The organism is Bacillus sp. FSL K6-0993 (assembly GCF_037977205.1).
Lineage (GTDB): Bacteria > Bacillota > Bacilli > Bacillales > Bacillaceae > Bacillus > Bacillus subtilis.
Map to the genome: position 1 here is coordinate 1,220,546 of NZ_CP150275.1, position 24,036 is coordinate 1,244,581.

Sequence of the window (24,036 nt, forward strand, 5' to 3'; positions counted from 1 at the left end):
TAAAAGGAGTGTAGTGTAGTGAGTATATATAAAGCATTGACAATCGCCGGATCAGATTCAGGCGGCGGCGCGGGGATACAGGCTGATATTAAAACCTTTCAAGAGCTTGATGTATTCGGAATGTCTGCGATTACGGCGGTAACCGCTCAAAATACGCTTGGCGTTCATGGGGTGCATCCGCTGACTGTAGAGGCGTTGAGACAGCAAATTGACGCTGTTGCTGAGGATTTGAGGCCGGATGCAGTAAAAACGGGAATGCTCTGGAATGCCGACATGATTGAAGAAGTGGCGAGAAAAATTGACGAGTACGGATTCAATCGTGTAATTGTTGATCCGGTTATGATCGCAAAGGGCGGGGCATCCTTGCTGCGTGATGAGTCAGTTGCCACCTTAAAGGAGTTGCTCATTCCAAGAAGCTACGCGATTACGCCGAATGTCCCGGAAGCAGAAACGCTGACAGGAATGACAATCAGCTCGCTGGATGACCGAAAAAAAGCAGCGGAGCAGCTCGTCAAGATGGGTGCGCGGCATGTCATTATCAAAGGCGGGCACCAGCCTGAGGACAATCACATTACTGACCTTCTTTTTGATGGCAGCATGTTTATGCAAATCACCCATCCTTATATCAATACGAAGCATACGCATGGCACAGGCTGCACCTTTGCTGCGGCTTTAACGGCCCAAACGGCTAAAGGAGACAGCATCCATCAGGCATTTGAGGTTGCGGCCAACTTTGTCCGCGAAGCGGTGGAAAATACGCTTGGCATCGGGTCGGGACACGGGCCGACAAACCATTTCGCTTTTAAACGAAATAGCTTAAATACAAGCCGATGAGATCACCAGCTGATGGTGATCTCTTTTGCGTTTGCTACGGTATGCGCTTTTCATCTGGACAAGGTTATGATATGATAGGAATTAAGATCAGGTACTAATACTATGTCTTTATTAAATATAGGAGGCTTTATACATATGAATTTTTCACTTGAAGGCCGCAACATTGTTGTGATGGGGGTAGCCAACAAACGCAGCATCGCCTGGGGCATTGCGCGTTCTTTACATGAAGCGGGCGCACGTTTGATTTTCACATACGCTGGTGAACGCCTGGAGAAATCCGTTCACGAGCTTGCCGGAACGTTAGACCGCAATGATTCCATTATCCTTCCTTGCGATGTAACAAACGACGCAGAAATCGAAACTTGCTTCGCAAGCATTAAGGAGCAGGTCGGTGTAATCCACGGTATCGCGCATTGTATCGCGTTTGCCAACAAAGAAGAACTTGTCGGCGAATACTTAAACACAAATCGTGACGGCTTCCTTTTGGCTCATAACATCAGCTCATATTCTCTGACTGCTGTTGTCAAAGCGGCACGCCCGATGATGACTGGAGGCGGAAGCATTGTCACTTTGACGTACCTTGGCGGAGAGCTTGTGATGCCAAACTACAACGTCATGGGTGTAGCAAAAGCTTCTCTTGATGCAAGTGTGAAATATTTAGCTGCTGACTTAGGAAAAGAAAATATCCGCGTCAACAGCATTTCTGCCGGCCCGATCAGAACATTATCTGCTAAAGGCATCAGCGATTTCAACTCTATCTTAAAAGACATCGAAGAGCGTGCACCGCTTCGCCGCACGACAACACCTGAAGAAGTGGGCGATACAGCTGCGTTCTTGTTCAGCGATATGTCCCGCGGGATTACAGGTGAAAATCTTCACGTTGATTCAGGTTTCCATATCACTGCCCGCTAAGCTGGAACTATATCAAGCAATCCCGAATAGGGATTGCTTTTTTATTTCTTCTGATTTTCAGCTTTCTGTCATATAGATAGAATATGACACAATCGGAGGGATGAAGATGTCTAATAAGAAAAGAAACGCGGATAAAAAACCGCTCATGTATATTGTTCAGCCGGATTATGCAGAAACTACAAGGTCATCCATGCAGGAGATTGTCATCAAAAGAAAGGCCGACAAACCTGCTCCGCCAAAAGCTGAGGAAAAGCCGGTTTACCATGAGAAGCAGCAGGAGGAAGCCGTGGCACAGGATGTCCTGCAAGAAGACCAAAAGCCTGCAGCCGAACCAGTGAGTCAGCAAACACAAGAGGTGAGAGAGCCAGAGAACATAAAAAGCCAGGAGGAACAGAAAGCAGAGCCGCAGGCCGTAGAAGAAACCGTCGAACACGAGCCCCCGAAAGCAGAAAAAAAGGAAGAGCCTGCACTTGAGACCCGGAAGCCTGAGAAAGAACCGGAAGCTGTCCATAATGCTGCCAAAGCGGAGGAAAAAGCACCGCCGGCAAGAAAAGTAAAGAAACCGATGAGCAAGATGTCTATTCATGAAAAAATTGATTTTTTAACAAAGCTGCCTCATAACATGCCGAGAGCGCTTTGTTTGATTGAAGCCAATGGAAGAACGTACAGGGGCGTGATTGTCGGAAGAAGAAATGATTCCGTCCTGCTTCGAACAACCGGAAACGGAGCCCCAACCGAACTTGCAATCGATGATATTACCTCTTTGCACCCGCTCGGTTTTTAACGAAAAAGAAAAAAGCTGCCCGGTCGATGTTGCCGGACAGCTTTTTTTACTTAGAGAAAAGCCTGCAGGCCTGCAAGCTTTTCCAGCTTATGATTAATGATGATGATGTGTACGATTGATTAATCGAGGATTTAAGCAGTTGATTGCGCAGAAGCAGTCTAAGTCAACTTCAATACAGTAGTTTGTTTTTTCAAGTCGGAAGACTTCACACACCGTATCTTTATCGGTGAAGTCCAAAATGTGTTTGTGTTCGTCAAATGCGATTAATAATGACAGTGTTGCGCAGCTTCCATGCACTCTTTCGACCCTGAAAAATACTGTATTAAAGCAAGGGCCGTTATCGAGTTCGCCGACATTTCCGAAGGCGACTAATGGCGTTGATTTTGATGTAAATATTGCAAAAGGCACTGTGTCGCCTAACGAATGGCTTACAGATAAAAGCTTAGAGTGGCAGCCGGTCGGGCAGTCTTCTTCAACAGCGTTTTGTAGTTCTTCAATATTTTCTACAGCTTCACGCACGCAGCTTGATGTTTTCTGGCTCATATTATCCCTCCTGCCTTATAAATTTGAGACTGGCGAAATGATGGAGAGTCAGCTGCCTCACGCTGGAAGCAGCTGAATGATTTGCACCTGTAATAGAGTTTGGAAGGGGATTCCTCTTTACAAGTGTTTATCCATTGTGATGATGCTTTTTATCTTTATGAGGCGATGTTCTGTCAACTAGCTCTGGTGACAGGCACTGAATCGCGCAGAAGCATCCGAGATCCACTTCAATGCAGAAATCTGTTTTTTCTAGCCCGAAGAAATCCGGGTCGCAAGGGTGGCAAACACTTAAGGTATCGCCTTTGACATCGACCGGGCGTAAAATAGAAAGTGTTGCACAGCAATCGCATAATTTTTCGACGCGGAAGAAAATGGATTCAAAGCATTGCATATCATCCACAAATCCCCCTACGTTTCCGAATGTGGAGAACAATCCGCCTTTTTTATCGAAAACGAGAAACGGAATTGTGTCTTTTCCAGCAATCGTAGGGTTTAAAAGGTTGGTATAGCAGCCAGTCGGACACTGTTCTTCAACTGCCTCCTGCTCTGCTAAAATCTTTTCCACTGCATCGCATACACAGTTCTCATGCCGGCCATGGGTTTTTCCGCAGCTCATTGATTTCAGCTCCTTCTTTATAGGGTATTTGACTTTAGTCCTTAACAACATATGTACCCGTGCCCCACTTGGTGTGGGTGAACGTCTATATATTCATCATATGCTTGGAAAATAAGAAAAAGCAGAGCGTTTTTAGCTCTGCTTTTAGGTTCTAGAGGACAAGAGTGATAACTAGGATGGCTACGAGTGTATTTGTTGCTGTAGAGATAAGGGTTGCGATATCGGCATCTACTGTTGTGACGTTTACGCCGCGGGAACATTCGATGAGAAGTTTTTGGCGATTTACTTGTTTGTTGGCTGTAAGCTGTAACAAATCTTGTGCGACTAATTCGGCAATTACGCCGTCTGCAATTGATGTCAGAGTTGCCGTTACGACAGCGGCATTAAGTGCTGTTACAACTGATGTTACGGCTTGAACGTCTGTAGATGTAACATTGATGTCACAAGAATCTCTAATAATAATCGTTTCATCTGAAACTTGTTTGTTGAGATTTGCTTGAGCTAGATCTTGGTCGATGAAGGCGTTGTCGTTGCCAAAAAAACCATTGCCATTACAGCAAACGTCGCAATGACATTTTCTTTCGTGTTTTTCTTTATCTTTCTCTTTGTCATCTAACGGATGGTCACAGTCAGGATCAAGTGCAACCCAAGAATATGGTCTGCTTTCCATTTCTATTCCTCCTTTTCTTTTACTGTTATTAAATGAGCGAGCCTCTTATTTTGACTGAGTCATATATCCTGATGAAGAACCCTATTTTTTTTATGATTGGCTAATTGTTATCGTTTTTCCGTCTTTGTCTGATCTGTTCAATGAGCTGCTCTCTGCGGCTTAGCGGTTTTGTGTTTTGCTCTTGCACGGCTGCTTCTTCTTTTTTCTTCTTTTGGTTTTCTATTAGCGCTTGTGATTTAGCTTGTAAGTCTTTTACAAGATTTAAGAGCATTTCTTTTTCTTCGTCTGATACTTTTTTCATTTTGTCTTTCGTGACACCATGTTTAGAAAATATATTTTGGACCAGCATTTTCGTCATTGGATCAACTTCTGGAAGCTTTGCAAGCTCTTCTTTGAATTTGTCATTATCTGACATTTGTTTTCACCTCGTCTTTTAAGTTTGTGAAAAAGAAAGGGTTAAAGGACGTCAAGTTCACTGAGAATGCTGTTTAACACCTGAAGCAAGATTTGTACAAAGGTTATTATCTCGTCGGCAGACAAAGTAATTTTGATGTTGCGGCTGTTGATAATTTTAATGATGGTTCTTTTTTTGATTTGGGAGCTATCGAGAATAAGAATTTCACTTGCCACTGCGTCAGCCAAATCCTCGTCGGCGATGACGAGCTGAGTCGCCACGATAATCATGGTTGTCACAAAGGCTTGTATAGAAAGGGCAGCTGTTATATGTGACGTGTCAATTGTGATATTTTCGCAATCAATCACTTCGATCTGCTGTTCGAATTCGCTTGATAATTGATCAAATATTGCAGGGTGCAGGGATTCGACTTTTTCTTCAAATGACATAACCTTCACTCCTTTCTTATCCATACTCTATATAATGCAAATGGGGTGCAGAGCGGAATAATAAAAATAACCAATTTTCTGCCGGACAAGATACAATTCATGAAGAATAGGGTTTTGGCATATATGTGAAGGGATCATGATTGGCAAAGGAGTGAACGAGTGGTTATAAATGGGCTGACAATTGTTCTTCTATCGCTTGCGGTCTTTCGGCTCGCCCGCCTAATGGTGTTTGACACGATTATGGCGCCGCTTCGCAGTCTGTTTCATGAAGAGAAGGAAGAAAAGGATGCCGACGGGAATATTCAAACCTATATCGTGATTAAAGGAACCGGTGTCAGGGCGTTTATTGGTGAATTGCTGAGCTGCTATTGGTGCACAGGCGTGTGGTGCGCCGGCTTTTTGATTTTATGCCAGGCGGTGATCCCGCAAGCGGCGCAGTGGCTGATTTTACTTTTGGCGATCGCCGGACTTGCCGGCATTATAGAAACGCTCGTATCAAAATGGCTGCAAGAATAAGGCGTTACCACTAGCAACTTTCTGTCAGAATACGCATAAAGTAGCATATATGACATAAGGAAAGGAAGGGGACAAAAATGAATCAGCATCATAAACCTTCCCAAAAATCTCCATATACAGATTCATCGTATCAATCAAAAAAGATAAAAAAGAAAGGCTGCGGGTGCGGAAATAAAAAGAAAAAGCCTCAATAGCCTGGCAAAGAAACCGGAGAACTCCGGTTTTTTGTTTTTTTAACGAGGCGGCCTCGCTCAGCATATATCATAAGCGGGGGGATAAAAGTGAATGAGTTTGAAAAATGGATAGAAGGAAGATATGAACCACACGAACAAAAGCAAAAAGAGCATGAAGACACGATGGGCAGTATCAGAAAAGACTTGGATGCATTTGATAAAGCCGGTCTGGAATTTGAAGATGAGATTGAAGAGCTCGCTGAAAAAACGGAGGCCTTACTTAAAAAACATCAAGCTCAATATGATCAATCGTAAATCCGCAAACGCCCTATGCGAATATCCAAGCCGATCCCAGCAGCTCACATAGTGTATAGAGAGTAAAGGAGGTGCTTATCTATGGGCTTTGGATACGGATTCGGCGGCGGCTACGGCGGCGGCTGTTATGGCGGTTATGCTGGCGGTTACGGCGGCGGCTATGGTTCAACATTTGTTTTGTTGGTCGTATTATTCATTCTCCTCATCATCGTAGGTGCATCTTTCTTTTAAGATGTATTGAGGAAGTACGGGTTATAACCCGTGCTTCCTTGCCTTGTGTTTATTTTTAAAAATGTTGGAAAAGCACATTGTATTATGTGCATTCATACAATACCGTATTACTCCGCCAAAAGGAGGCGCATTATGGATAATCAATTTTTTAAGAACATCGAAAAGAAAACAGGTGTGAAGATGCAGGATGTAATGAATCTTGCCGGATCACTCCAAAACGCTAATTTTAAAGATGAAAATACAGTGCGCAGTGTGATTAACCGCGTAGCGCAGCTCGCAAACAGACGCGTACCAAAAGAATTAGAAGATAAAATTGTGGAATCTATTACAAGCGGAAAAGAAAAGCTTGATTTTGGCACGATTTCTAAAATGATGGATAATAAATAAGTGGATGGCCTGGCTGACTCACTGCAGCGGGCCTTTTTTTACAGTAAAAACCCGGCAGTAATCTGCCGGGCTGTTAATGATGCAAGGGCTGTCTTGCTTTCTGTAGCAGGGGATACAAAAATCTTGAGCGGTTGGCTGTCTTGCCGCGCCTGTTAGCGGGGCAAGACAAATATAAATGCTGTTTCGCCCGGGTCATGGCTACATATAAAAGGCGTCTTTCCTCCTCAAGAGCGGCCTCGTCTCCTTTTCTTGCCGTTTCTAATGAGAAATCGTGCGGAATCGAGCCGTCTACAGTGCCTAACACGTAGACTGTTTTGAATTCAAGGCCTTTTGACCGGTGAATGGTCATCAGCTGAACGCCATGTTCATCCGTTCTATTTTTCTCAGCGGCCCTCATATGGTCTACGTGGGCAAGAAAGTCAGGAATCGTTTTGAACTTCTTGGCGACAACCTTGATGTCGCGCAGGTCATCGGAACCTTTTTCCAGCTTGTTGCCCTCATTGCCCCGCTTTTTTAAATACTCGGAGAAGCCCATTTTTCCTTCTGCAAAGGTGATGGCTTCTACGGGTTTCATTGTGCGGAGGCTTGCAAAAAACGGTACGATTTTCTTGATTTTGTCCAGCTGGAATGGCTTCAGATCAGGCAATTTGGCCAGCGCTTTGATCATGGTACAGTCCTCTGTAATCGAGAGCGCCTTCAGCGTATTCAAAGCGGACTGTTTTAAAAACAAGGCGGGAAGCAAGTGTTTAATCGCCTCGGTGTCATCCTCATTTTGGCTGGCGTACAAGTAGGCGAGAATCTGGCGGACGATCCGTCTGCTGTAAAACGATTGGACGCCGCGGTCAGCTGTATACGGAATTGATGATTGATGAAGCCTTTCATAAATAGCACGGCCTCCGCTGTTTGTACGGTAAAGAACCGCAAAGTCTTCTGGACTGGCTCCATTTTGAATTTTTTCTTTGATATCGGAAACGACCATTGTGGCTTCTTCCTCTTCATCATAAGGATAAAACAGCACAGGGACCTGAATGTCATCGCGGGCCGCTTCAAGCGTTTTGGCATATCTGTTTTTGTTCTTTTTCACGACGATATCAGCACTAGAGACGATCGGGTGCGTAGACCTGTAGTTCGCAGTTAAATAGATCGTCTTCGCTCCCGGATAATCCTTTTGAAAATCAAGAATGAAAGATGGATTGCTTCCGCGGAACGCGTAGATGGACTGGTCATCGTCTCCGACACAGCACAGGTTTTGCTCCGGGCTGGCGAGCATTTGCATGATTTTGTATTGAACCGGATTAATGTCCTGAAACTCATCAATTAAGATATACGTAAACCGAGATTGATATTGTTCCAGAAGGTCAGGCCGCTCGATAAACAATTCATAGCAGGCTGAAGCCATGTCATCAAAATCAAATTGGCTGTGTTCTTTTTTCTGACGTTCATAATGTTCATATAAACGATAAACTTGTTTTTCCCACTCATCTTTTAGAGGGATGCGTTCATTTGGGACATAAGTGTTTTTCCAAAAACCGATCTGCTGCAGGGCTTGGTCAACTGGGAATTCTTTCTCATCGATGCCCTCTTCATAGAGTGCTTTTTTGATATATTGTTCCCGCTGCCACTCCATTTTCAGCAGATGCTCACCGTTCCATTTAGCAGAATTAGAGTGATACAAGATCTTATAAAACAGACTGTGGAATGTTCCTGTCACAAGTCTTCTGACTTTTGTCGGCTGTAATCCGTACTGGTTCGCCATACGCTCTTTCATTTCAGCGACAGCTTTTGTTGTAAAGGTGACAAGCAGCATATTTTCAGGCGGTATGCCTAAGTGTTCGATCATGTGGGCGGCACGGGCTGTCAGCACCCGTGTTTTTCCGCTCCCCGCACCTGCAAGCACAAGCAGCGGGCCCTCTGTTTCCGTGACAGCTTTCAGTTGATCCGTGTTTAAACCGACAGACGGAAAAAGGCTCGTATCGGGTTCTATTGTTTTTGGCACAAATGGTGTTCCTGGTTTAATGCTTCTAGGACGGTGCCATTCCGTAACAGCTGGGGACGGGTCAGCGGCGATCGCTTTTCCCTTGGGTAAACGAATGACACCAGATTCCTGATCGTCTTCTTTTTTTCCCTCTTTAGCGGGCTTCGGTTCGCACGCCTCCTCACATGCCAGAAAATCGCCTGGCTGGCGATGGATAAACTCTGGCGGATCGGCGATGTTAAGCCGTAACAGAACGGGCTTTCCGCAATGAGAACAAAATAAATGTCCTTTTATTCCCTCTTCAAAGAGGAATTGATAATGTTCTCTCGAATATGTATGTAAATATATGATTCTATCATTCAGTCGGGCGCATTTCAAAAAGGGGTCCTCCCAATCAAAAGGTGTTCATTACAGACAATGACTATCATATCAAAAGAAATGTGTTTCAAAAAGTAAGTTTAAGGGAAAAGAGACAGCAGAGGGGTGGGTATTGTATGATATATGCAGGTCAAATTCAGAACCAGCAATACGCTCAATATGCTAATAGAACGATTGGACATAAGCAGGATTATGCCGGAACCGAAAAAATCAGCTATGTCCCGTTTCAGCGGGTATACAAAGAACTGGAAAAGCAGCAGGAGAATCAAACGGCCGCTGAAAGAAAAGTAAACGAGATGAAACGTAAGCGCTCTCTTTATAAGAGGTTGCGAGAAAAAGGAATGGGCACATATATTAATCGATATGTATAAAAAACCGTTCATACCAGAGAACGGTTTTTTATATGCAGTAAAAATCCGGATCTCAAAAGATCCGGATGCGTTCAGTCCTTCATCATTTGTAAGTGCGGAATGCCGGCATCGAGGAATTCTTTTTCAGAAAGCACGCGATACCCGTGTTTCTTGTAAAACGGCACAGCCTGTGTTTGCGCGTTTAAAATGAAACCGGAAGCGCCTCCGTCTGCCGCTGCTTTTTCGAGCGCTTTCATAATGATACCGCCGACACCGGCTGAGCGGTGGCTTTTCAGTACGCAAATTCGCTCTAACTTGCCGTAGCCGTCCTTCATACGCCATCTTCCGGCACCGACAGGCTTTTCACCGTCATACACGACGATATGCTCTGACTCATTTTCAAGTTCGTCAATTTCTTCTTCAGCAGGCACGTTTTGTTCTTTGACAAAGACTTCTTCTCTTACATAGAATGCATCTTTCAGTTGTTCTTCATTTTTTGCGATAACTGCTTTCAAACATTATTCTCCTCTGCCTAGCAAGAAGGTTTCATATACTGTCCACGATCCGTTTTCCAACTGGTAAAGCAAGTGGAAACGGTCAACGATTTCTTCATGCGACACTTCCTGCATTTTTAATTGTCCCAGCACATCTGAATGCTCGTCGTCGGAAAGATTTTGGCCGACCGTCACATGCGGAACGAAATTATATTCCTGTTCGCCTGCCAACACACCGGTGTATAGCTTTTCATTGAGTGTTTTTAACTCTTCCGTCGGTTCTGCTTTAATATAAATGACATTATTAACAGGCGCAAATGAGCTGTATTTTGTCATTTTGAGAACGATTGGGTGGGACTCTTTTGCGATGTTTCTTAAATGTGATACGAGCTGATCCGCTTTCTCCTCCGCGCATTCAAAGGATGCTCTCAGCGTCAAATGAGGCGGGATTAGAGAGTAGCTTGGGTCATAGCGCTTTCTGTAAGAGTTTGCAAGGTCTTGGAGCTTTTTTGATGGAAATAAAACGATTCCGTATTTCATATTATGTCCCTCCTGGAAATAAAGTATGATAGAGTGTTAAAGCATTTTTTTCAGCGCCGGGGTGATGAGCGGCTGCCAGTATGTCCATTTGTGGTCTCCGTCAAATGGCTCAAAATAATAATCAGAAAGCTTCTTCTCCAGCAGCTGCTTCAGCTCCTGGTTCGGTTCTGTAAAGTCCAGGATGTTCCCGTCTGTCGTGTGGACGTCAGTTTCTTTTGTTCCAATTTGGTGATAAATAGAGAGGTGTTTGATATCGTCTGACTGTTTTACGGCTTCTAGTACGTGTTTGTCAACATAGGGAGACTGCATGATGATGTTGCCAAACATATTCGGATAATCAAGCGCTGTCATAAGTGACACGGTTGCTCCGAGCGAATCACCGATCAGCGTTCGGCCGTAACCGATCTGATAGGTTGGATACTCATCATCTGCAAAAGGAACGAGCTCATGGGCGATGAACCGTTTATACGCCGAAAATTTTGAACCCTCCGGATGATAGGTGTTTCTGCGCTCTTTTACATCCTTATAAGGAACACCGATAATAATGCTCCGGTCTATTTCGCGTTTCGACAGCAATTCCTCAACCTGTCTGCCGATTCTCCCCAGCCTGAAATAATCGTGGCCGTCCTGCGCGATAATGACATGGTATTTATAAAGCGGGGAGTAGTTGGACGGCAGATAAACAAGTAAGGTCATTTCCTCGTTAAGCTCTTTTGAAAAGAATTTCTTTTCTTGCACTGTGCCGTTTTTCGGTGCCATAAAAACATTCCTCCAGGACATCACTATACTTTCTTGCATTTTCAATTATTGTACCATGAATTATTAGAAATTTCTCTCTTTAAACGGTTCGACACACGAAGAAAAAAGTGTTGAAATAAACTGTGAATTGCGCTAATATAAAACAATCAGAAAATTGAAATCGATATTTCTTATCGTGAGAGGTGGAGGGACTGGCCCTTAGAAACCTCAGCAACCGGCTTGTTTTGCATGTGCAAAGCGCCAAGGTGCTAAATCCAGCAAGCGTTTTTATGCTTGGAAGATAAGAAGAAGCGTTAAACCCCTTCTTCTTATGAAGAAGGGGTTTTTATTTTGAAAAGGGAAGGTGTCAGCTATATGTCACAGCACGTTGAAACGAAATTAGCCCAAATTGGGAACCGAAGCGATGAAGTCACGGGAACAGTGAGTGCTCCTATTTATTTATCAACAGCATACCGCCACAGAGGGATCGGAGAATCAACTGGATTTGATTATGTCCGCACAAAAAATCCGACACGCCAGCTTGTTGAGGACGCCATCGCTAACTTAGAAAACGGCGCAAGAGGGCTTGCCTTTAGTTCGGGAATGGCTGCTATCCAAACGATTATGGCGCTGTTTAAAAGCGGAGATGAACTGATCGTTTCATCGGACCTATATGGCGGCACGTACCGTTTATTTGAAAATGAATGGAAAAAATACGGATTGACTTTTCATTATGATGATTTCAGCGATGAGGACTGTTTACGCTCTAAGATTACGCCGAATACAAAAGCGGTGTTTGTGGAAACGCCGACAAACCCCCTCATGCAGGAGGCGGACATTGAACATATTGCCCGGATTACAAAGGAGCACGGTCTTCTGCTGATCGTAGATAATACATTTTATACACCGGTCTTGCAGCGGCCGCTTGAGCTGGGAGCTGACATTGTCATTCACAGCGCAACCAAATATTTAGGCGGGCATAACGATCTGCTTGCTGGACTTGTCGTGGTGAAGGATGAGCGGCTCGGAGAGGAAATGTTTCAGCATCAAAATGCAATCGGCGCTGTCCTGCCGCCATTTGATTCGTGGCTTCTGATGAGAGGAATGAAGACGCTGAGCCTCAGAATGCGTCAGCATCAGGCAAACGCGCAGGAGCTTGCGGCGTTTTTAGAAGAGCAGGAAGAAATTTCGGATGTGCTGTATCCCGGAAAAGGCGGCATGCTGTCCTTCCGTCTGCAAAAAGAAGAATGGGTCAATCCGTTTTTAAAAGCACTGAAGACCATTTGTTTTGCAGAAAGTCTCGGCGGGGTGGAAAGCTTTATTACATACCCTGCGACCCAGACGCACATGGATATTCCTGAAGAGATCCGCATCGCAAACGGGGTGTGCAATCGTTTGCTGCGCTTTTCTGTCGGAATTGAACATGCGGAAGATTTAAAAGAGGATCTAAAGCAGGCATTATGTCAGGTCAAAGAGGGAGCTGTTTCATTTGAGTAAACACAATTGGACGCTGGAAACCCAGCTCGTGCACAATCCATTTAAAACAGACGGCGGAACCGGGGCGGTCAGTGTACCGATTCAGCACGCCTCGACTTTTCACCAATCTTCATTTGAAGAGTTCGGGGCATATGATTACAGCCGCTCTGGCACGCCGACAAGAACAGCTCTCGAAGAAACAATTGCCGCATTGGAAGGCGGAACAAGAGGATTTGCTTTCAGTTCAGGCATGGCTGCTATCTCAACAGCATTTTTACTGCTGTCACAGGGTGATCACGTTCTTGTGACAGAAGATGTATACGGCGGAACCTTCCGTATGGTGACAGAGGTGCTGACCCGGTTTGGCATTGAGCATACGTTTGTCGACATGACGGATCGTAATGAAGTGGCGCGGAGCATCAAGCCGAACACAAAGGTCATTTATATGGAGACGCCATCAAATCCGACACTTGGGATTACGGATATTAAAGCAGTTGTTCAGCTTGCAAAAGAAAACGGCTGCCTGACCTTTCTGGACAATACATTCATGACACCGGCACTGCAGCGTCCGCTTGATCTCGGCGTGGATATTGTACTTCACAGCGCGACAAAATTCTTAAGCGGACACAGCGATGTGCTCTCAGGTTTGGCTGCTGTCAAAGATGAAGAGCTTGGGAAGAAGCTGTATAAGCTGCAAAACGCGTTCGGCGCCGTCCTTGGCGTACAGGATTGCTGGCTTGTCCTGCGCGGATTAAAAACATTGCAGGTCCGTTTAGAGAAAGCGAGTCAAACAGCCCAGCGGCTTGCGGAATTTTTCCAGAAGCACCCGGCGGTGAAGCGCGTGTATTATCCGGGACTGGCTGATCATCCCGGCGCTGAAACCCATAAAAGCCAGTCGAAGGGAGCGGGCGCCGTGCTATCTTTTGAGCTTGAAAGCAAAGAGGCCGTTAAGAAGTTAGTCGAGAATGTGTCACTGCCGGTCTTCGCTGTCAGCCTTGGCGCCGTGGAATCGATTTTGTCCTATCCGGCAACGATGTCTCACGCGGCAATGCCTAAGGAAGAGCGTGAAAAACGCGGTATCACTGATGGCCTGCTCCGCCTGAGTGTGGGCGTCGAACATGCAGACGATTTAGAACACGATTTCGAACAAGCGCTGAAAGAAATTGCACCAGTTGCGGTTCGTTAAAAAAGAAGCCGGGGATGGCCCGGCTTCTTTTATTATTGTTCGTCATCAGGATTCAGAATCGCGAGGACTTGATGATCCTCCCAAACGCCATTAATTTTTACATTTTTTCGGGCGATGCCTTCTTTATGAAATCCCGCTTTTTCTAAAACACGCATGGACCCGAGATTACGGGGCATCACACCGGCTTCAATCCGATGCAGTTTCAATTCGTGGAACGCATAATCAACAACCAATCTGACTGCCTCTGTCATAATGCCCTTTCCATTATGGGCTTTGTCTAAAAAATACCCAATGAACGCAGTTTGCAGCGCTCCACGGATGATTTGAAAGAGCGAAACCGTCCCGATTAATCTATCGTCTGACGCTGTAAAGATGCCAAAATGATATTCTTCATCTTTCTCAAGTCTTTCCTGATACTCGGTTATTCGTTTTCTTTGCCCCTCAACCGTATAGTAATCGTCTGCGCGTATCATAGAAAACTGTTCGAAAAAATCCCGATTTTCGCTTTGCAGTTGCAAATTTTCTTCGGCATCCGTTACTTCTAAAGGTCTAACATAAATGGTTTTTCCTTTTAACATACAGTGATCTCTCCGTTCTCATGTCAGCATTCCTCTTACATTATTCTCAGGGAAATGCAAATATCCTTTTTATAAGAAGGAAGAAAACCAATTTCCCATAAAAGTGCCAACATAGTTGCCGATTAAGTAGCCGAGCGTACCGACAAGCATGATCGGGGCGACAAGCTCCCGCCATCCCTTGGCAATTGCCATCGCAGCCGCAGTCGTCGGTCCCCCGACAGTAGCGTTGACGGCGAGCAGAATTTCTTCAAGCCGCACACAGAACAATTTTCCGGCAGCTAAGGAAACCGCTAAATTGCTAATCGCAATGATAAACACGAATAATAGAATAAGAGGCGCATTCGTGATGATTAAGCGGAGATCTGCAGGAATGCCGATCACCACAAAAAACAAATAAATCAAAAAGGTTCCAAGCTCCTGAGATCCATTGAGCCTTTCAAAAAAACGCGGGAAAAGAAAAATGATAAGAACAGTTAAAGACGTAAGCACCAGGTACTGATCGCCAAGCGTACCGGTCAGCAGGGGATGAGAAAAAATGCTTTTAAAATAACCGGAAACCTTCATACTCACCGCAACAAGCGCGAAAGCAGCACCGGCATTAAATGCGATATCCTTTAAGGAAATATCCTTCCGTTTCCAATAGCTTTCAGCACTGTTTCCGCTGTTTCCATCGGCTTTTACTTTCTCTTCAAACGGCATGGCATAATGCCGCTGAAACCATTTGAGTGCAGGAATGCTGATTAAAATAAAAAACAAAAGCGCCATCATAAAATTATCAGCCACAACCGTAGCCGACACATATTCACCAGGCGTCTCAAATTTTGCCGCCATCGCCGCAAAGTTGATCCCGCCGCCGATATAAGAGGCGCTGATCATCCCACCGATTTTATCTAAGTAAGGAATATGCTGTTTGAGTAGAAAAAAAGCCAGGATACTGCCAAGCACTGTTCCAACGGAGCTAATCAGAAAAATAAACAGCAAACGCCTGCTTTCCTTAAAAATTTGCCTAACATTGATCTGAAACAATAAAAGTGGTATCGCCAGTGGTACCACATAAGACCACACAGTGTCATACACAGGCGACTCAACAGGAAGCACTCCTACATTTGTAAACACCATAGCACCTGCCAGGGCGATAATAGCACCCGACACAGCGGACGCCCACTTAAAGCGCTGCTCCAGCCCGATGCTCACTGCCGCCCACACCGCAATAAACCCCCATAATATCCAAACATCATCGGAAGAAATCAAAGAATGCAAAACCCCATCACCCCTATTGTTAGAAAATTAAGACATATTATAATGGCCGGGGAACAGAACAGCAAGTCCAAAAAAAGTTTTTCTGAAAAAGCAGTTGACGAATAGAAGGGAAGGTTATATAATAGAACTTGTCAGAAAGACAACAACATACCCAGCCATACATATCATGATTCCGTAGCTCAGCTGGGAGAGCGCTACCTTGACAGGGTAGAGGTCGCTGGTTCGAGCCCAGTCGGAATCATAGCTTAAACCCTTGCGTAGCAAGGGTTTTTTATTTTGCTTATTTATTGATTTTGTCATCATTCATCGAGTTGGGGACGAAAGTTTTTTTAAGCTGATTTTGAAGTGAATTCAAAATCAGCTCTGTTTCTATGCTAGGTTTAATGGATTATAAAGTTTCAATATTCTTTTCGATTTTTTGAATAACTTGTTCGAGCCATATGATTGGAGATACGCCGTAACTAAGAACGTCCACTCCGTCAGCAGCTTCATCGATAAAATCATTCTTTTCTTCATCCGAATAATCGCTGTTAATAAAATCTTTCAATGCAACTATATCAGTTTCTTGCTCTTCTTTTGGAATCTCTTCTAAGTATTCGTCCAGTGCTGACTCTGGAGAATCAATATCCTGTTAGAAATACCCACCAAGGAATCTAAACACAGGATCAGGAATTTCGGTTCAATCATTACTTATCACCACTAAGAACGATTAACTTCAAATCTAAGAGATAGTACGTATCTTACTCTATATAACTTTCTGCTATATCGATATCATTTGTCATTTCTAAGTCAGGGTATTTTTCATCTAATTTTCTTAAACAATTAATAAGTTCTTTACTTTGTAAACTTTCAGCTAAATCTTCAAATACCTCACTGATCCAATATAAATCTTCTTTATTACAATTTTCTAGATAGCTAATTGTATTTTCCTCATTTTCTGATAGTACTTCAATTATTTCATCCCAACTCTTTTGAATTCCATAGTCATCATTAAGATTAAGTTCTTTTCTTTTAATTAATATAGCTTCCATTTTTTTCTCTAAGTTCATATTGATCCTCCATACTTTGTCTATGGTTGTTTAGTGGCATCTGGGAAAATGGTTCCTATTTCTCCATTTGTTTTAATAACTCCAACCCTAACACCTTTATACTCTCCGAATATAGTCACACCATTTTCTGCATTAGCGAATTCGGGTAATTCAGCAATCTTTGCACCAGCAGCTGCAATATCAGACTCTGTCCAACTTTCGGGAAACTAAGATTGATTGGAGCCTGATCTTTTTTTGCTAAATTAAAAGCACTTGGCGGCAAAACATCAAGTAAAAAATAACTTCATGGTTTTTAATCTGCCTTCGTGCATTTTCAAAGTGAAAAACCCATTGATGCACAGCGATGCTGTTGAGCAGATCCAAACAGCGTTGGCGGCATTGCGTTTCTATCCAGATAAGTAAGCCAAAAACTTCGGTATAGATGGCTATTATGAACCAGCTACAAAAGCGAAATTGAAGTAATATAAAAAGGCCCTCTTAAAATGGGGGCCTTTCAGTGTTTCTTTTAAATAGCTTCTTTTAGTTTTTCTATTACACTTTTCAACCATTCTATAGGTGGTAATCCAATTGTCGGGAAATATATTTCTGCATTACACTTTATAATGTCTTCCTTTTTTTCTTTAGTTAGATCGCTATTTAGAAACTCTTCGCAAAACTTAACTGTAAATAGCAAACCTTCTTTACTAATTTCCTCAATAAATTCGTCTAATGCATGTTCAGGGGATCTGATATCTTGATGAAATGTTGCACCTAAAAAATTTTCTAATTCGTCTAAGAAATCATAACTTTCATCCATGATACTTCCTCTCTTTCTATTTGGTTGGATATCCTGTAAGAATAAAGTTACCGTTGTTATCTTTTTTGAGTATAATTTTTGCATTTGTAACGTTCTCTACTAGTTCTGAATTTCTTGTTACACTTCTGCCGATTATTTCTCCCTCGCCCTTGTATTTTAACATTAATTTAGGTTTTTTAGGATCATCAATCCAATTTTCGATTTTCTTTATATTTTTTGGATCGTTTAAGACTGAATTAGCAATTCTCTCAGCGGTAGCCCTATCTTTAAAAGTAGATGAAGCTGTAATATGTGGGTTAGGATCAGTTCTCAGTCTTTCTATTAATTCTTCGTCGGTCTTCCCAACGTGTCTTTCAATAAGGTGCCCGCCTTTTGCTTCATGAGCAGCTAATCCGCCGCCAGGTGCGAGAGGGGTACTATCACCTTGTTTGATATTACCTGTACCCATGTTGTTAGAACGTTCAGATCTTCTGAGAACACTCTCTTTTTTATCTTCCGCAATGCTTTTTAGCAGCGGAGTATTTTTCACATTAATGGTATTCTCAGCATCTTGAAGGATTCCTTCTAATGCAGGAGTATACCGGTTAACAGGAGATTTGACAAACTGTTTTACAGACTTTCCACCTTTCTTAATTGTATCACTAGCTGTTTTCCCAACTTTAGCAAGATCTTTCGAGCCTGTTGAGACAGAGGACTTTCCACCTTTCAATAACAGAAGACTTCCGCCCAAATAAGTAACATAGTGCAACCGCGTGTATGCATCCCCGTGAATCATTTTTGTATCCCAATTATCCTTCAATGTGTCGACCATACTTTGAAAGGCAGCTTGATAGTCGTATTCCAGAACTGTATCCAGCACTTTTTGAGGATCCTTGTTTAAGTTGTCAATTGTCCAACCGATATTCCATCCGAATTGAATGGCTCCTTCACCGGTATCCTTGGCAAGATCGTATATACCAACAATCGCACCCTTGGCGCCATCACCTATGATTTGCAACACTTCTTTTCCGTTATCCATGAAAGCTTTACGCTGTTCAAGAAATGAAACAAATTCAAGCTGTTCAGGGGTAAGATTCTCATAGCCGACCTTCTTGGCAATGTCTAAGTATTCATCTGGATCCGTCACTCCGTCAGCTAGCTTCTTTTTCAGCTCTTTGATTTCTCGTTCTTTCGTTTCATCTTTCTTGATCTTCAAATAAGCTTCAGTCTGTTTCTCGATATCGCCTTTTTTCTTATGTATGTCACTGTCACGGTACGCCTTGGCATTGTAATGGATGGGTGTAGCATTCTTACCCTTGCCAGTGGATTCCTCAAGCTTTTGAAAGTCCTTCTTGATGAATTGCTCGTTTGGCTCTGATTGGGCATATTCAGTAACAAGTGCTTCGTCCACGCTGCCTAGTTTATCGACTGTTTTTTTGCGTTTGTCCTCCGCATCGGCGAGTTCGTCTTTAAAGTCCTCAGTTGAAAACAGATCAAGCGGAAGGATATCGTCGATATCATGTAAGATATCTTTCATGGCTTTCTTTTGTTCAGACATAATAGATTTTGATTTTGTGTAGGCGTTAGCCAGCTCGTGTTCTAAGAAGGATTCTTCTATATAAGCATCAGATAAGCTGGCGTCCTCTAGAGTGCCTGAAATGCTTGTCAAGAAAGCAATTTTCATATCAAGTAAGTCAATCCAATTGTCAGCTACACCTGCATGGTCTTGATAAAATGCTTTAATGTTGTCAGCGCCTTTGCCGGAAAACTCACTGTCATCTAAATCAGCTACAGCTTTAAAAGCCTTTTTTAGATTGACCATCTGACTTCTTAATTCCTTGTATTCCTTTGAACGTCTATCTGCTTCTGAAAGCAGTGATTTGGCTTCAAATACTTTCATGATCATATCCTTTCGTTTGAATAGCTCCAACAAAATTTTACCATGGGAAAATGAAGAAATAGACAGCGATGTAATTCAAAAGTGTGAAATGAATAATTTGATATGTGTCAATTTACCTATTCGGATTATTTGTTTGGAAACTAATGACGCAGTAAGACGATTCCAGCTGATGAATGGTTTAAATCCTGATGGCATTTATGGCCCGAAAACTAAAGCGAAGCTCGAATCCCTTCTTAAATAAAAAAGCCCTTCCCGATTGGGAGGGCTTTTTCTCTTATTTAATAGAAACGTGATGTGTGTACCAGTTTCCGGTTGCAGTGAATCGTAATTCCATATGGCCGTGGCGGTTACCTCCATACTTTACAAACGTGTAATCAGAATTGGCGATTGCATCCTTAGCTGTTTTATCAATGTTTGCAATTTTCTTGGAAGTGATTTTACCATTCCAGCCAGCAAAACCTGAAGCGGATGCACTTGGCGGGCTTTCCCACTTTGTTATTTTCTTTCCATATTCGTATGAATAGTTGTCACTTACTCGAATATCATATAATTTATCCCTGTAAACTTTACAGCGTAATAGCCACTTGCAGTTTTATTTTGGGTGGCCTGTGTTTTTATCTTTTCCATTCCCATATCTGTACTGACGCCCATTTCCACAGTGAAACCATTACCGAGATCAATTTCTTGATATGGATGATCTTTGCTGACATGCATACTGTTTAAAGCCTTATTCACTTCTTTAACAGTTGGGATTTTCTCAGATGAAAGGGTTCTTAAGTTTTTTTGTTTTGTTACCTCGTGAAAGGTCGCCTTATCAATAATCAGATCAGAATTCTTGTCCACTTTTTCGGCAGCATTTGCACTTTGAGGACTAAACAGAGATGAAAAACTCAAAGCTAGGGCAAAAACCACACCCACAAGTAATTTTTTCATTTTATCCCTCCTTAATGTTTTCGTCCCCATCTTATCTTGGTGTATAATATTGGTAAATGAGATGAAAGTAACAAATGGGGCTATTGATTAAAGTATTAGGCTTTGAAGAAGCGGGAAGATTGAAAAGTAAATGAATGGTTTTACCCATTTAAACAACCTTATATCACGTGTATATTGGATTGTAGGGGAGGGATATCATGGTCAAGATCATATTGGCATTTGTTTATCTATTTGGCTTCGTTGTGTTGAGCAATTGGGCTTTCGACGGAATATTTTCCGAGAGCTATTTCTCGCCAATCGGTTTCCTTTGGTCTATTTTATTTACATTTTTCATAGGGGGTTATACCGGCTTGCCTTTAATCTACAAAAAGTTTTCTCAATCAAGCCGTTTGACTTTGAAAAGTAAAAAGCCGATTTATTTCACTATCGGTACAGCCGTTATTCTCTTTGGGCTTTATTTTCTCAAAAACGAAATCGCCCCCTATTTTATGCTATGTGGCTATTTTTTAACTCTGGCATCAGGTATAGCCCTGACCATCTTATTACAGCCCAAAACCAACAACTGTAAAACAGTATAACCAACAAGAATTAATTAAAAGCCCGACGTTTTTTAGGCGGGCTTTATACAAATTTAATCAAACAAAAAGGAATATTTTTAATCAGAAACTTATGTAAGAAAACCCTATAAAATAGGGTTTGGGAATAAAACGTCTGTTCGTGTCAGAACATAATCGCTATCTTGTGACAGGGTAGTGATCCCTGGTTCGAGCCCAGTCGGAATCATAGCTTAAACCCTTGCTGCGCAAGGGTTTTTTACTTTTTATAGGGGCTGTCGGTTTATTAATGCAGTATATGATTTAAATGAAAACTCAGGAATAATATTGAGTTGAGAAGATAAAATAAAAACCCCATTTCTAAAGTCCAAAATGAGGTTATTTCTTAATATCATATTAAGTTGCTGCTCTATCTGCGACCTTATAAGTCGACTGCTCAGAAAGAGCGTATGAAGCGCTGGATACTCCAACAATGCCAAGCAAGAGCGCTAAACAAATTGCAATTTTACATTTTTTCATTTAAATGTTTCCCCCTTTGAATTTGTTTACGTGCTTCAATTGCCATTTGATAAAAATCGACCGCATCATGTCTGTCTTCTTTGTTGGTCAAAAAATCAGCAACAGCAACAGCGTATTCTTCCATATCACCATAAAGGTTTTTCTCTTTGAAGAACTTGAACACTTCTCTAAGTGTTTGTAAGTCAAATGATAAATAAAGACCTTTAACCAGTTTTAATTTCTCGGTTACTTCCTGGTTGTTGTGTCGGGAAGCAACCTTCTGACCTTCCTGGTATAATTCTAACGCAGCCTTTAAATCATTCTTCTTTGCTTTGACATACGCCAGATTAAAAATCGCTTTGGACTCATAAATGTGCTTTCGATTCTTATGAATTTCATAGGCGATTTTCTTCAAGATTTAATAAATCAAGATATTTTTCGGCTTCGCGATAATATGTTAGAGCAATGACTAAATCTCTCGTTTAATGATTTATAAATGGCATCTATCTTTTTCAAGAAAATGTTATAATGAAAAGCCATAAAATGATAGGAGGGGGAATTTCGATGCATTACATAACGGCATGTTTAAAAATCATCAGTGATAAAGACCTTAATGAGATAATGAAGGAATTCAAAAAACTTGAGGAAGAAACGAACAAAGAAGAGGGTTGTATTACATTCCATGCTTATCCGCTTGAGCCATTAGAACGTAAAATAATGCTTTGGGAGATTTGGGAAAACGAAGAAGCTGTGAAAACCCATTTCACGAAAAAACACACAATAGACGTTCAAAAACAAGAATTAACGGAAGTAGAATGGTTAATGAAAAGCAATGTGAATGATTGAAAGGCTCTTTAAAAAGAGACATTCAATGACTTAGAATCAGCCACTTGTGATTAAGTAGTAATTAGTTGTCCAACTCTTATTTTTTTCTATTTAATATTTTTTGAGACGAAAATGTTTTTTTGAGCTGATTTTGAAATGTATTCAAAGTCAGCTCTGTTTGATTTAATAGATTATATTCTTTGGATAGCTTGTTACCATAATAATAGAGATACTCCGTATAAATTGGAGGTTAAAATAATGAGTCATTCTCGAGAAAAAATTGCACTAATTACAGGAGCAAGCAGTCAAGGGGATATTGGTACGGCTATTTGTCGTAAGTTAGCCTCACAGGGTATACATATCTTCTTTACTCACTGGAATTCTGATGCGGCCTGGATAGAAGAATTCCAACAGGAAATTTTACGTATGGGTGTCCGCTGTGAGGCAATGAAAATTGATTTATCAGATGCACATGCTGCATTCACAATACATGAAAAAATTTCAGATGAATTAGGATATCCTTCCATCCTTATTAATAATGCAGCTCATTCCGCAAGTGATAATTATGTATCGTTAGATGCTAAATCACTTGATGATCATTATGCGGTTAATATGAGATCGAATTTTCTTCTTTGTGTTGAATTCGCCCGTCGGTTTAAAAAATCTAATTTACTATCAGGAAGAATCATCAATATGACATCAGGGCAGGATTTAGGTCCTTTGCCTGGGGAGTTAGCGTATGCAGCTACTAAAGGAGCTATTTCTGCCTTTACTAGGTCGTTATCACAAGAACTTGCACCATTGGGCATCACTGTTAACGCTGTAAACCCAGGTCCAACAGATTCTACATGGATGACAGATGAAATAAGAAATTTTCTTTCACCTAAATTTCCAATGGGGCGTATTGGCACACCAGATGATGCGGCACGAATTATTGCTTTTCTTGCAAGTGATGAGGCTGAATGGATAACTGGACAAATTATTCATTCAGAAGGTGGATTTATTCGGGGTTAAGCTACTGAAACACAATATACACCAATGTATGATGTATTCCCAAAACTAAATCTAAACTTGAAGCGCAATTGAATTAAAATAAGGTCCCTTCTCTTTTTAGAGGGGGACCTTATTTTATTCATGCGTGTTTTACATCCAGAAAATCTGGCGGATAAGAGATTAATAAACCGTTACATATACTTTTCCGAATACTGCAGTACCTTTAAACAAAGTAATCGTGGCTTTCCCTTTTGATTTAGCCGTCACTAAACCATTTTGATCGACTTCAGCAACTTTTTGGTTATCAGTCCAATAACGAGTAGCTGAATTATTTTTAACAGAATAGGTTTCTCCAACTTTTAGAGGTAAATTATAGTCTTGAATCTTGATAACATGTGTAGGTGAAATAGAAATGTTCTTTACTTCAGTAGGTGTGGAGTTTATTTCATGAGCTGAAGCTACCCCGCTGACCGACAGAGCTAACGCAGAAATCGATAAAGCAGAAACAACAGTTTTTTTGAAATTCATTTTGAAACACTCCTTTAAAGTTTTTTGTCTTGCACTATAACAATTCAATAAAAGTAATTATTTTCCTTGTAAATAAATGTTAATAATATGTGAACGATCAATTGATTTGAGCTAAGACTATTGTGTGCTCTGCACAGAGTTTGTATTTATGATTGAAAATTGCTGAGAGAGAATGGCCATCC

General features: G+C 42.0%; 30 protein-coding genes, 1 tRNA gene, 4 pseudogenes and 1 riboswitch. Of the genes and pseudogenes, 16 read left to right on the forward strand and 19 right to left on the reverse strand.

From position 1 onward, the window contains the following. Positions 1-18: 18 nt before the first annotated feature. The 3 genes from thiD to cotO all read left to right on the forward strand — a co-directional run bounded on the left by thiD (position 19) and on the right by cotO (position 2,530). Positions 19-834 (forward strand): bifunctional hydroxymethylpyrimidine kinase/phosphomethylpyrimidine kinase, encoded by an 816-nt coding sequence (gene thiD, locus MHH79_RS06335; RefSeq protein WP_251218232.1) that lies wholly within the window; start codon positions 19-21, stop codon positions 832-834. 135 nt (positions 835-969) lie between these two features. Further along, complete coding sequence (fabI, locus tag MHH79_RS06340) at positions 970-1,746, forward strand: enoyl-ACP reductase FabI (protein WP_340035049.1); 777 nt, start codon at positions 970-972, stop codon at positions 1,744-1,746. Between the two features lie 100 nt (positions 1,747-1,846). Next, positions 1,847-2,530: a spore coat protein CotO gene (cotO, locus tag MHH79_RS06345; protein ID WP_015383369.1), complete on the forward strand. Its 684-nt coding sequence runs from the start codon at positions 1,847-1,849 to the stop codon at positions 2,528-2,530. A 93-nt stretch (positions 2,531-2,623) separates the two neighbouring features. On the opposite strand, the gene cotZ is transcribed toward cotO, so the two are convergent. The 5 genes from cotZ to cotV form a co-directional block, all read right to left on the reverse strand. Continuing rightward, complete coding sequence (cotZ, locus tag MHH79_RS06350; RefSeq protein ID WP_003239244.1) at positions 2,624-3,073, reverse strand: spore coat protein CotZ; 450 nt, start codon at positions 3,071-3,073, stop codon at positions 2,624-2,626. Positions 3,074-3,200: 127 nt separating this feature from the next. Further along, complete coding sequence (gene cotY / locus MHH79_RS06355; RefSeq protein WP_003239243.1) at positions 3,201-3,689, reverse strand: spore coat protein CotY; 489 nt, start codon at positions 3,687-3,689, stop codon at positions 3,201-3,203. Between the two features lie 151 nt (positions 3,690-3,840). Further along, positions 3,841-4,359: a spore coat protein CotX gene (gene cotX / locus MHH79_RS06360; RefSeq protein WP_003244668.1), complete on the reverse strand. Its 519-nt coding sequence runs from the start codon at positions 4,357-4,359 to the stop codon at positions 3,841-3,843. Positions 4,360-4,459: 100 nt separating this feature from the next. Continuing rightward, positions 4,460-4,774, reverse strand: a complete 315-nt coding sequence (gene cotW / locus MHH79_RS06365; protein WP_024572403.1) for a spore coat protein CotW — start codon at positions 4,772-4,774, stop codon at positions 4,460-4,462. Between the two features lie 41 nt (positions 4,775-4,815). After that, a complete protein-coding gene (gene cotV, locus MHH79_RS06370) occupies positions 4,816-5,202 on the reverse strand; it encodes a spore coat protein CotV (protein WP_063335049.1) in 387 nt (128 codons plus the stop codon). A gap of 159 nt (positions 5,203-5,361) precedes the next feature. On the opposite strand from cotV, the gene yjcA reads away from it, so the two are divergent. The 4 genes from yjcA to spoVIF all read left to right on the forward strand — a co-directional run bounded on the left by yjcA (position 5,362) and on the right by spoVIF (position 6,824). Continuing rightward, positions 5,362-5,718, forward strand: coding sequence for a sporulation protein YjcA (yjcA, locus tag MHH79_RS06375; RefSeq protein WP_100506178.1), 357 nt, complete (start codon positions 5,362-5,364; stop codon positions 5,716-5,718). A 281-nt stretch (positions 5,719-5,999) separates the two neighbouring features. Further along, positions 6,000-6,206 (forward strand): hypothetical protein, encoded by a 207-nt coding sequence (locus tag MHH79_RS06380; RefSeq protein WP_003244769.1) that lies wholly within the window; start codon positions 6,000-6,002, stop codon positions 6,204-6,206. A gap of 81 nt (positions 6,207-6,287) precedes the next feature. Beyond that, positions 6,288-6,437, forward strand: a complete 150-nt coding sequence (gene yjcZ, locus MHH79_RS06385; RefSeq protein WP_003232872.1) for a sporulation protein YjcZ — start codon at positions 6,288-6,290, stop codon at positions 6,435-6,437. A 132-nt stretch (positions 6,438-6,569) separates the two neighbouring features. After that, positions 6,570-6,824 (forward strand): sporulation-specific transcription regulator SopVIF, encoded by a 255-nt coding sequence (gene spoVIF, locus MHH79_RS06390; RefSeq protein WP_014479471.1) that lies wholly within the window; start codon positions 6,570-6,572, stop codon positions 6,822-6,824. Between the two features lie 73 nt (positions 6,825-6,897). Here the strand turns inward: spoVIF and MHH79_RS06395 are convergent, their stop codons facing one another. Further along, positions 6,898-9,177, reverse strand: coding sequence for an ATP-dependent helicase (locus MHH79_RS06395; protein WP_340035050.1), 2,280 nt, complete (start codon positions 9,175-9,177; stop codon positions 6,898-6,900). A 116-nt stretch (positions 9,178-9,293) separates the two neighbouring features. Here MHH79_RS06395 and MHH79_RS06400 point away from each other — a divergent pair, with 116 nt between their 5' ends. Further along, the gene (locus MHH79_RS06400; protein WP_003232866.1) at positions 9,294-9,548 is read left to right on the forward strand and encodes a hypothetical protein; all 255 of its coding nucleotides are present in this window, start codon (positions 9,294-9,296) and stop codon (positions 9,546-9,548) included. A 71-nt stretch (positions 9,549-9,619) separates the two neighbouring features. On the opposite strand, the gene MHH79_RS06405 is transcribed toward MHH79_RS06400, so the two are convergent. Genes MHH79_RS06405 through MHH79_RS06415 form a run of 3 tightly spaced genes read right to left on the reverse strand, consistent with a single transcriptional unit; the run spans position 9,620 to position 11,320 of the window. Then, a complete protein-coding gene (locus MHH79_RS06405) occupies positions 9,620-10,042 on the reverse strand; it encodes a GNAT family N-acetyltransferase (RefSeq protein ID WP_003245407.1) in 423 nt (140 codons plus the stop codon). A 3-nt stretch (positions 10,043-10,045) separates the two neighbouring features. Beyond that, the gene (locus MHH79_RS06410; protein WP_015383375.1) at positions 10,046-10,561 is read right to left on the reverse strand and encodes a YjcG family protein; all 516 of its coding nucleotides are present in this window, start codon (positions 10,559-10,561) and stop codon (positions 10,046-10,048) included. Positions 10,562-10,597: 36 nt separating this feature from the next. Further along, positions 10,598-11,320: an esterase family protein gene (locus tag MHH79_RS06415; RefSeq protein ID WP_015383376.1), complete on the reverse strand. Its 723-nt coding sequence runs from the start codon at positions 11,318-11,320 to the stop codon at positions 10,598-10,600. 167 nt (positions 11,321-11,487) lie between these two features. Beyond that, positions 11,488-11,607: riboswitch (SAM riboswitch) on the forward strand. 67 nt (positions 11,608-11,674) lie between these two features. On the opposite strand from MHH79_RS06415, the gene metI reads away from it, so the two are divergent. Both metI and metC read left to right on the forward strand, forming a co-directional pair. Beyond that, a complete protein-coding gene (gene metI, locus MHH79_RS06420; RefSeq protein WP_003232857.1) occupies positions 11,675-12,796 on the forward strand; it encodes a cystathionine gamma-synthase/O-acetylhomoserine thiolyase in 1,122 nt (373 codons plus the stop codon). Beyond that, positions 12,789-13,961 carry a cystathionine beta-lyase gene (gene metC / locus MHH79_RS06425; RefSeq protein ID WP_063335052.1) on the forward strand — a complete coding sequence of 391 codons (1,173 nt, stop codon included), beginning with the start codon at positions 12,789-12,791 and terminating at the stop codon, positions 13,959-13,961. Before metI ends, metC begins: the two co-directional genes overlap by 8 nt. Before the next feature lie 32 nt (positions 13,962-13,993). Here metC and MHH79_RS06430 read toward each other — a convergent pair whose 3' ends face one another. Then, positions 13,994-14,539: a GNAT family protein gene (locus MHH79_RS06430; protein WP_014476464.1), complete on the reverse strand. Its 546-nt coding sequence runs from the start codon at positions 14,537-14,539 to the stop codon at positions 13,994-13,996. 69 nt (positions 14,540-14,608) lie between these two features. Continuing rightward, complete coding sequence (locus tag MHH79_RS06435) at positions 14,609-15,799, reverse strand: DUF819 family protein (protein ID WP_309529705.1); 1,191 nt, start codon at positions 15,797-15,799, stop codon at positions 14,609-14,611. A gap of 168 nt (positions 15,800-15,967) precedes the next feature. Here MHH79_RS06435 and MHH79_RS06440 point away from each other — a divergent pair. Further along, a tRNA-Val gene (locus MHH79_RS06440) sits at positions 15,968-16,040 on the forward strand. A 147-nt stretch (positions 16,041-16,187) separates the two neighbouring features. Here MHH79_RS06440 and MHH79_RS06445 read toward each other — a convergent pair. The 3 genes and pseudogenes from MHH79_RS06445 to MHH79_RS06455 all read right to left on the reverse strand — a co-directional run. Beyond that, a pseudogene (locus MHH79_RS06445) lies at positions 16,188-16,472 on the reverse strand (contact-dependent growth inhibition system immunity protein). Between the two features lie 67 nt (positions 16,473-16,539). Then, positions 16,540-16,848, reverse strand: a complete 309-nt coding sequence (locus MHH79_RS06450; protein ID WP_044453792.1) for a hypothetical protein — start codon at positions 16,846-16,848, stop codon at positions 16,540-16,542. Positions 16,849-16,868: 20 nt separating this feature from the next. Further along, a pseudogene (locus tag MHH79_RS06455) lies at positions 16,869-17,042 on the reverse strand (EndoU domain-containing protein); the annotation flags it as partial. A 97-nt stretch (positions 17,043-17,139) separates the two neighbouring features. On the opposite strand from MHH79_RS06455, the pseudogene MHH79_RS06460 reads away from it, so the two are divergent. Further along, positions 17,140-17,247, forward strand: a pseudogene (locus tag MHH79_RS06460) (N-acetylmuramoyl-L-alanine amidase); the annotation flags it as partial. 106 nt (positions 17,248-17,353) lie between these two features. Here the strand turns inward: MHH79_RS06460 and MHH79_RS06465 are convergent. Next, positions 17,354-17,644: a contact-dependent growth inhibition system immunity protein gene (locus tag MHH79_RS06465; protein ID WP_070548821.1), complete on the reverse strand. Its 291-nt coding sequence runs from the start codon at positions 17,642-17,644 to the stop codon at positions 17,354-17,356. A gap of 16 nt (positions 17,645-17,660) precedes the next feature. Continuing rightward, entirely contained in the window at positions 17,661-19,523 is a 1,863-nt protein-coding gene (locus MHH79_RS06470) for a T7SS effector LXG polymorphic toxin (protein WP_340035051.1), read from the reverse strand. Between the two features lie 136 nt (positions 19,524-19,659). Between MHH79_RS06470 and MHH79_RS06475 the strand changes: the two are divergent. Beyond that, a pseudogene (locus MHH79_RS06475) lies at positions 19,660-19,764 on the forward strand (peptidoglycan-binding domain-containing protein); the annotation flags it as partial. Positions 19,765-20,054: 290 nt separating this feature from the next. Here MHH79_RS06475 and MHH79_RS06480 read toward each other — a convergent pair. Then, positions 20,055-20,456 carry a hypothetical protein gene (locus MHH79_RS06480; RefSeq protein WP_309529679.1) on the reverse strand — a complete coding sequence of 134 codons (402 nt, stop codon included), beginning with the start codon at positions 20,454-20,456 and terminating at the stop codon, positions 20,055-20,057. 197 nt (positions 20,457-20,653) lie between these two features. Here MHH79_RS06480 and MHH79_RS06485 point away from each other — a divergent pair, with 197 nt between their 5' ends. Then, the gene (locus tag MHH79_RS06485) at positions 20,654-21,034 is read left to right on the forward strand and encodes a hypothetical protein (protein WP_309529678.1); all 381 of its coding nucleotides are present in this window, start codon (positions 20,654-20,656) and stop codon (positions 21,032-21,034) included. A gap of 481 nt (positions 21,035-21,515) precedes the next feature. On the opposite strand, the gene MHH79_RS06490 is transcribed toward MHH79_RS06485, so the two are convergent. Further along, entirely contained in the window at positions 21,516-21,923 is a 408-nt protein-coding gene (locus tag MHH79_RS06490) for a hypothetical protein (protein WP_063335058.1), read from the reverse strand. A gap of 113 nt (positions 21,924-22,036) precedes the next feature. Between MHH79_RS06490 and MHH79_RS06495 the strand changes: the two genes are divergently transcribed. Both MHH79_RS06495 and MHH79_RS06500 read left to right on the forward strand, forming a co-directional pair. Then, positions 22,037-22,354, forward strand: a complete 318-nt coding sequence (locus tag MHH79_RS06495) for a putative quinol monooxygenase (RefSeq protein ID WP_015383387.1) — start codon at positions 22,037-22,039, stop codon at positions 22,352-22,354. Between the two features lie 237 nt (positions 22,355-22,591). After that, entirely contained in the window at positions 22,592-23,347 is a 756-nt protein-coding gene (locus tag MHH79_RS06500; protein WP_063335059.1) for an SDR family oxidoreductase, read from the forward strand. 159 nt (positions 23,348-23,506) lie between these two features. Here MHH79_RS06500 and MHH79_RS06505 read toward each other — a convergent pair whose 3' ends face one another. Beyond that, positions 23,507-23,854, reverse strand: a complete 348-nt coding sequence (locus MHH79_RS06505) for an Ig-like domain-containing protein (RefSeq protein WP_003232839.1) — start codon at positions 23,852-23,854, stop codon at positions 23,507-23,509. Between the last annotated feature and the right edge of the window lie 182 nt (positions 23,855-24,036).